The sequence below is a fragment of the Mesorhizobium sp. M7A.F.Ca.AU.001.01.1.1 genome (genome assembly GCF_004022735.1).
Classification (GTDB): domain Bacteria; phylum Pseudomonadota; class Alphaproteobacteria; order Rhizobiales; family Rhizobiaceae; genus Mesorhizobium; species Mesorhizobium ciceri.
On record NZ_RZPF01000271.1, the window covers coordinates 1 to 7,695 of the forward strand.

General features: G+C 58.9%; 5 protein-coding genes and 1 pseudogene. 3 read left to right on the forward strand and 3 right to left on the reverse strand.

From position 1 onward, the window contains the following. Positions 1-685: pseudogene (locus EN884_RS17745) on the forward strand (glycosyltransferase family 2 protein); the annotation flags it as partial. Positions 686-733: 48 nt separating this feature from the next. Here EN884_RS17745 and EN884_RS17750 read toward each other — a convergent pair. The 3 genes from EN884_RS17750 to EN884_RS17760 form a co-directional block, all read right to left on the reverse strand. Beyond that, complete coding sequence (locus EN884_RS17750; RefSeq protein ID WP_164753915.1) at positions 734-1,636, reverse strand: glycosyltransferase family 4 protein; 903 nt, start codon at positions 1,634-1,636, stop codon at positions 734-736. A gap of 404 nt (positions 1,637-2,040) precedes the next feature. Beyond that, entirely contained in the window at positions 2,041-3,534 is a 1,494-nt protein-coding gene (locus EN884_RS17755; protein WP_024505409.1) for a lipopolysaccharide biosynthesis protein, read from the reverse strand. Then, positions 3,531-4,634, reverse strand: coding sequence for a hypothetical protein (locus tag EN884_RS17760; protein WP_024505408.1), 1,104 nt, complete (start codon positions 4,632-4,634; stop codon positions 3,531-3,533). Before EN884_RS17760 ends, EN884_RS17755 begins: the two co-directional genes overlap by 4 nt. Before the next feature lie 482 nt (positions 4,635-5,116). On the opposite strand from EN884_RS17760, the gene EN884_RS17765 reads away from it, so the two are divergent. Both EN884_RS17765 and EN884_RS17770 read left to right on the forward strand, forming a co-directional pair. After that, positions 5,117-6,433 (forward strand): DUF4214 domain-containing protein, encoded by a 1,317-nt coding sequence (locus EN884_RS17765; protein WP_245460914.1) that lies wholly within the window; start codon positions 5,117-5,119, stop codon positions 6,431-6,433. A gap of 244 nt (positions 6,434-6,677) precedes the next feature. Beyond that, a partial coding sequence (locus tag EN884_RS17770) for an NAD(P)-dependent oxidoreductase (RefSeq protein WP_164895037.1) occupies positions 6,678-7,695 on the forward strand: 1,018 nt, incomplete at its 3' end.

Consider the following 7,695-nt stretch of genomic DNA (forward strand, 5'->3'; position numbering starts at 1 on the left):
CAATCCTGGGGCTGCTTTCGCCATAGGGTCTGATCTCAGCATGATCGAGGGGAAGGATTTTGCCGAACCAAGTCAACCAGATGGATGGCGCGTAACGGCGGGTGCCCGGTTCATTGAAGACTGTTGTCGTCATCTGGGCCATCTGGGAGTGTCCCTGGCCTTGGGAGCGGTGCTGGTCAGGATGACTGCGCAAAAGGCGGTGGGTCACTACCGTGCGTCACTCGCGCACGCGCCCGATTTGGAGATGGTGCTTCGCCTCGCGCGGTTGGGTTCAATCGTGGAATTCGAGGGCGCGCTCGGTATCCGACGCGTGCATGCAGCACAAATAACGGTGGTCCACTTTTCGGACAAATTAACGCAATTGAAAGAACGAGAGGCGGTATTCGCCAGCTTCTTCTCGTGCGAAGGCGCTGCCATGCCGGCGGCATCGGGGCTTCGTCGCATGGCAATGCGCCGGGTTGCCGATGCCGCTTATTGGTCGGCAGTCTCTCATATTGTCCGAGGAAGGACCGCTTGTGGCGTCGAATTGCTTAGATATAGCTTTTCGCTGTCTCCGATATTGAGGCTGTTTCCGCCGCTGGGCCATCTTTATCGAACGAAGGGCGCCGTCAGACGGGCCTTGGCAGTGGTTTCCGGTCGGTCGGGCTCGTCCACCCGCCAAGTGGAGCATGCGGATACAGCATAGTGCTGATCAAATCCTGTCGAGTGCCACTTTAGAGAGGCGCCCGCCTCCCTACACCATTTGTGATGACAAGCTGCTATCAGCCACCTGGCCTGCCTTGCGGAGCCAAGACAGGAACGGGCCATAGCACACATCGCAGGAAAAGAGGCTGGCGAATACATGCGCGGTACCCTCGGATTTCTGACGCCGAAGTTCCGCATTGCTTAACAGCGCGATGACCGCCTGTGCAAAGTCTGCACCACCATTGGCCACGATCGCTCCCTCATCAAGTTGGTGGGGGTCACCTGCGTCCACACCTATCGAGGTCGTCACGAGGGGGCGGCCGTAAGACATGGCCTCGGCCACCTTTATCTTGACGCCGGCGCTGCCGGAAACGAGCGGGGCCACGACAAGCTGGGCGCGCCTATATTCGGGAGCGAGGTCCGGGAGCGCTCCCACACACTCCAGGCCGGCCGCCGGCGTAACCTCACATGTGAAGGCGGCGGTTCCGACGATGCGAACCCTTGCCGTGGGGCATGAGGTTCGAACAGTTGGCCAGACCTCCTTCAGGAACCACGACAGTGCGGCACGATTTGGCTCTGTGGCATTCCCGACGAAGAGAACGATGGGCTCATTGCTGTCGGGTTGCTTTTCGTGATTGTCGAAGCCCATGCCAAGAGAGATCACGCGTGTCACCCCGAGATGGTTGCGGGCGTAGGAGGCGTCATCCTTGCTGTTGAAACCGACACACTCTGCCGCCTTCAGCGAGTTTGACAATCTCTTTTCCTCGGTCCAATTCTTGTCCGGGCCGGGGGTTGCGCCGGCCTCCCAGCGCGCTGCCCCGTTGCGGTGCTGAAGATGGCCAACAAGTGAGAAAACCCTGTTACCGTTGCGGGAGAGGCCAGGGGCGAAATGCACGGCATCGTGGAACAGTATGACGGCGTCCGGCCGTCCAGCTTCGATACGGTCAAGCACCCACTGAGTCTCTCCCTCGGAAAAGTTCTGGTCCGTCGTTGGGGAAACAGGTGCGGTCTTCCGTCCAAGGAACGATCCGGCCAGATGCCCGGACCGAAGCAACTCCGTGGATAGAAATGTTCTCTGGCCCAATCTGATACTTCGACGAACCTGCCACGAAGAAAACTGCTCTATTTCATATACGCTCCTACAGACTGGACTCCTTCGGCCGCGCGCTATGTTGGATACATACCCGTGTACCTCGTGGCCGGACTTCAGGAGATATCGCCCGAACGCCTGGATATAGGCGCCGTCTCCGCCGAAGAACGCGTCGTACGGATAGCTATGGACGATTGCTATACTGGCCATTTGCCCTCCAAAAAGCTTCTCTCTCGGGCCTTCGCCGGTCGAAGTCGCGGGCTGCGTCAAGCGCCGGCCCGCGCCTCGCCTCGAAAGCCCAGCAGCACATCCTGAAACAGCTTGAGCTGCCCCAAGACGAACAGCAAGACGAATGCATAGATACTGATCAGAACCAGCCCGCCAGCCGCGAGCCGCAGAAGCGAAGGAACCTCCGGGCCGAGATAGCGCTGCACTGCCAGCGCACCCACCGAGGCCACGATGCCGGCCATCCATGGCCTCATGATCGTCCGCAACAGATCCCCGACTGAAACCGGCGTTCCGTGCAGGCTCCACACCAGGTGTGGATAGAGCCAGAGCACCAGCGCCGTCGAGTAGCTCAGTGCAACGCCCTCGGGGCCGAAGGAGATTCCTGCGCAGTAGGAAGTGATGACGAGAGGGGCGATGGCGAAAGCCAGATACAGGCTGCGCTTCTGCTTGCCGGTCGAGATGAGCAGCCAATATGTAGGGTTGATGATCCCGAACACCAAGATGGTAGGCGTGAGCAGCCGGAAGATGGTCGCCGCCCCCGTCCATTGCGAGCCCAGCACCACGGTGATGATCTCATGTGCGAACAGGAACGAGAACATTGTGATGGGAACCGTCACCGCGATGACGATCGAATATCCCTTGAGGTAGAAGTTCCGCAACCGCGCGGGATCATGCTGCATTCGTGACAACGCCGAGAACAGTACCGCACCGACGGCGCTGTTGATGGTCGCCGTAGGGATGCCAATCAGCTGGAAGGCCCGGGTATACAATCCGAGCGACGCAGCGCCCCAGAGCCGCCCGAGAAGGACTTTCTCCACATTGTAGCCAATATAGACAACGAGGTTGTTCAGCGTGACGATTCCACCGAAATGCAAGAGCGAGCGAATATTGGCGCCGCGTCGAGGCCATCCAGGAATCCACCCGGTGGCGATCCAGCAGCCCAGGCTGTTGATTGCCGGCGAGATAAGTGTCGGGGCGATCAGTGCCCAGTAGCCGTAGCCACGCAACGCGAGCAGCACACCGGACAGGATGCCCACGCACAGGGCACCCGTTTCGATCGCGCTGAGTGTGACATAACGCAAGTCGCGCTCGATCAGAGCGGCATGTTGCACGCCGGCCGCGTTAAGCAGGAAAGCTGGAGCGACCGCGATGGCGATCCTGAGTAGACGCGGCTCATGGTAGAAGGCTGATATCGTGTAGGCACTCGCGGCGCAGAGCAGCGCGAGAAAGACCCCTACCAGTATGTTGATCCAGAACAGTGCCGAAACCTGGTCAAACGAAATCTCATGCTTTTGGATGGTAGCGGAGGAAAGCCCGGCGGTGGTGAAGACGTCGAAAATGCCTGTGAGTGCCACCACCATCGCGACCAGGCCGAAATCGTCAGGGCTGAGCAGGCGTGCCAGGATGGCAATATAGCCCACCCTGAGAATCAGGTTCACCCCCTGGCTCACCATCCTGGCGACGCCACTTTGAATGGCTTCCCTTTTAAGGTTGCGGGGTTCGCCTTTGGCACTGAGGGCCTTGTGGGTCATGTATCACTGGCTGCATACGCGCTTGTTTCCGTTTGAGCTGCCGTAGCATGCCCCATGTGAGCGATTGCCTCGCCAGGCACCCGTTCCAGCCAAATTTCTCGCCACCAGGGATAGACGGCTCTTGGGCACTGCATCCGGCAATCGCTATACCTCGAATTGCACCAGACTTTCTCCAGGATGACCGCCGGTCCCCTGAGCCGGTTGAGAAGTCCGGTCTTTTCATTGACAAACGCTGTTACTCGCGACCGGACCCTGAAAGTATGGTCGCAATAGGGGACCATCTCAGCGTCGAAATACAGGCCACGGTTCTTATTATCCGTGTCTAGGGTCTTGAGGATTTCTTCATAGGACTTAACCCTGATCAGCTCCCCCGGTTGGAGATCAAGCTTGATGGTTGGAACCGGCTGGCCGGCAGGTATCGATCCCCGATATCGTGGGAATGAAACGCCACCGTAAATGTGCTGCACCTTGTCATACAGCCAGCTGACAATCACGGAGAGCCTCCCGAGATGCAGACGGCCCATGTAGTGATAGATACTGAATACTGCTGCATAGATGAATCCGACCAGGAGACGCTTTTTGCTGGCGTTTCCCGATGCATAATCTTCCACATACTGCCGGGCATCCCACCAAGAAAGTGGGGTGGTCGCATCCAGAAGTTCTGTGGCTTGGCATGAGTATCTCGGACCACCTGAAAGTGGCTGGCTCTTGGCGCGCGTACCAGCCAGCACGTCGCTTTCCGTGCAACCTTTTCCATTCGCCGCGTTGGTTCGCGGCGCGATTGCTTCGTCCGAGGACGCCACAGGCCTGAGCCATGCCTCTTTCCAGAAGACCAGGCACGCTGCCTGACAACCTCCAAACGCGTTGCCGTCGCACCTCAGGTTTTCAAGATGGATGCCTCCGGATAACTTGCGTCCGCCAGCAAAATTGATCGTGTCACATGTCTTGTGCGCGCGCTTGTAAACACGAAAGCGGTGACCACAATATTGAAACATCTGTGGCATGAAAGGAAGCTCCTCAAGTCGACCATTTCTGTCGAGCGTAAGAAGGATTTCTTCCTTGGACCGAATCTCTACCCAGTCGCCGACCCTCAGTGACATGCAGCACTCCCGTCCACAGCGCGCTCCGCAACCAATGTCATTTGCCTAGTGCCGTACCATAGCATCCCTGGAATCCGACAGCCGTCCCCGAATTAGCGGTAGCTACCTTCCACTTTTGACGGAGTGGAGCCATCGCTGTCACATCACTACGATCCTTCTCTCGGACCCGAACGGTCTCAAAGGCATTTGGGCGGGCTGGTAAGGGTTAGGTGCGGTCGGGTGGAGGCCAGTCCAAATAGGCTGTCCCATGACCACCGTCAAAAGGGGTAACGAGAGCCCGCGCTCAACCGTATGGGCAAATTGCGCGAAGTGTGTGCAGTCCCCACTATCCCGGATCTCGAAATCGGGCAGGGAGGCTTGTTGCCGTGTCGTTTCGTCTCGCAATCGTTGCAGCCTGCCTGCTGGCAACAGCCGCGCCTGCATCAGCCGATTTCCTCTGGGGCATCAATGGCCATCCAATAGTCTCCTATCCGGGCATTCCGGTGGAAAGGCAACTCGACTTCATCAAGGATCTCGGCCTGAAATCGTACCGCGTCAACGTTTCAGGCGTGGACAACGCGGATATGCTCTCCAACCTCGTCGACGCCGGGAAGGCGAGAGGGATCGAGATCCTGCCCGTCATCACGCCTGCGGTCGCCGATCTGGACAAGGATAGTCCGGAAGAGCTCTACGCGAGCACCCGGAAACTGGCGGTCACCCTTGCTACCAGGTTCAAGAACGACATCCGTGTTTGGGAACTCGGCAACGAGATGGAAAACTATGCCATCATCAAGCCCTGTGAGAAACGCGACGATGGTTCGCAATATCCATGTGCATGGGGACCTGCGGGCGGAACAGGACCGCTCGATTACTACGGCCCGCGATGGGTAAAGGTGAGCGCTGTCTTGAAGGGCCTGTCCGACGGCATGACAGAGGTCGATCCGAGCATAAGGAAGGCGATGGGCACCGCCGGTTGGGGCCACACCGGAGCGTTCGTGCGGATGAAGCAGGACGGGATCGCCTGGGATATTTCTGTGTGGCACATGTACGGCGATGACCCGGAATGGGCGTTCCGTGAAATCTCGAGATACGGCAAGCCGATCTGGGTCACCGAATTCAACAATCCTTATGGAAGTCAGCGCAGCGAGCGCCAGCAGGCTGACGGCATCAAGCAGACGATGACGCGGCTTAGCGAACTCAAGGACAAATATAAGGTGGAGGCCGCGCACATCTACGAACTGCTCGATGAGGCCTACTGGGCCCCCGGCTTCGAAGCCAATATGGGATTGGTGAGGCTCGTGGCTCTCTCAGATGGCAAATGGCGGACCGGCGAGCCTAAGCCTGCCTACAAAACGGTACGGGACTTCACCCGCGGCCCCCTGCCGATACCCAAGCCCCATCGGGACTGCGACCCCGAGGCCGCGGCTGCGGACCAGTCCCTACCGGCGCGGCAGGCAAGTTTCGTCTACTGCCTCATTCTTGGCCGCAAGGGCGACACGGCCAGCGTCAATCAGTGGTCGGCGGCACTTGAAGACGGAGCGACCAAACTCCCCGACATGATCATGGAAATGATGCGCTCGCACGAATTCGAAACCAGATATGCCACGATCGGCCTGACAGACCGCGCCTATGTCGGGTTTCTATATCTGTTGCTTCTGAACCGGTCCGCGGACGGCAACGGGCTTGAAACCTATACCTATCAACTGCGTCAAGGCTCAATGACGCGTGAGGCCGTGGCCTTCGGAATCGCCACGTCGGCGGAGTTCAACACCGGACACGCCGCGATGCGCGAAACATCCGCGGTCGCGGGGCCTGGGTGAAATCGAACCAACAAGCGCTAATTGAGTCTCGGATCGGGAATGCTGATGACGAGGCCGATGGAAGCATCAGCGACGGTGATCAGAAGAAAATCCTCCGAAAGGATTAGGCTCGGACCACCCGAAAGGTGCACTGGCGGCAAAGGCTTCGTCCAACAGGGCATCCTGATCGCCTATTGGCGTTCTCCCTCACTGTTTTCAGCCCAAGTAGCCTTCTGGCGATCACTATCGGCTTGAGAGGTGCGCGATGAAAGTCATGGTAACCGGCCATCAAGGCTATATCGGCTCGGTGATGGTGCCGATGCTGTTGCGTGCAGGGCACTCAGTGACGGGCTATGACAGCGATCTCTACCGGCGCTGCACCTTTACAGCAGGGGGCCAGCGGGCTTCAATTGCTTCAATCCAAAAAGACGTCAGGGACGTAGATGCGCGCGACCTCGAAGGGGTCGATGCCGTCATCCACCTGGCGGCTCTTTCCAATGATCCGCTGTCCGACCTTGATCCGGACATCACTTACGAAATCAACCACAAGGGCAGCGTCCGCTTCGCGAAGGCGGCCAAGGACGCCGGCGTGTCGCGCTTCCTGTTCGCCTCATCATGCAGCAATTACGGACAGGCCGGCGACGGGATGGTGGACGAAACGGGCGAACTGAAGCCGGTCACGCCCTACGGCTGGTCCAAGGTGCTTTCCGAACGGGACATTTCTGAACTGGCCGACAGCAGCTTCTCTCCCACCTATTTCCGTCCCGCCACGGCCTATGGCCTCTCTCCCCGGCTCCGCTTCGACATCGTGCTGAACAATCTCGTGGCCTGGGCGGTCACCAAGGGCGTCATCCTGCTGAAATCCGATGGAACGCCGTGGCGGCCGATCGTCCATATCGAGGACATTTCCAGGGCGTTCATTGCCGGGCTGGAAGCGCCCCGCGAGACCATTCACAACGAGGCCTTCAATGTGGGGCAGACGGGCCACAACTACAGGATCCGCGACATCGCCGAGATTGTCGCCGAGGTCGTGCCGGGCTGCCGGCTTGAGTTCGCGTCCGATGCCGGACCCGACAAGCGCTCCTATCGCGTTAACTTCGACAAGATCGCGCTTGCCCTTCCTGCCTTCAAGCCGCAATGGGATGCGCGCAAAGGGGCCGAGCAGCTCTATCATGCCTACCGAAAGTCGAATGTCACTCTCGACGAATTCGAGGGGCCGCGCTTCCAGCGTATCGGCCACATCCGGTATCTTTTGGCCAACGGACTTCTGGACGGTCGGATGC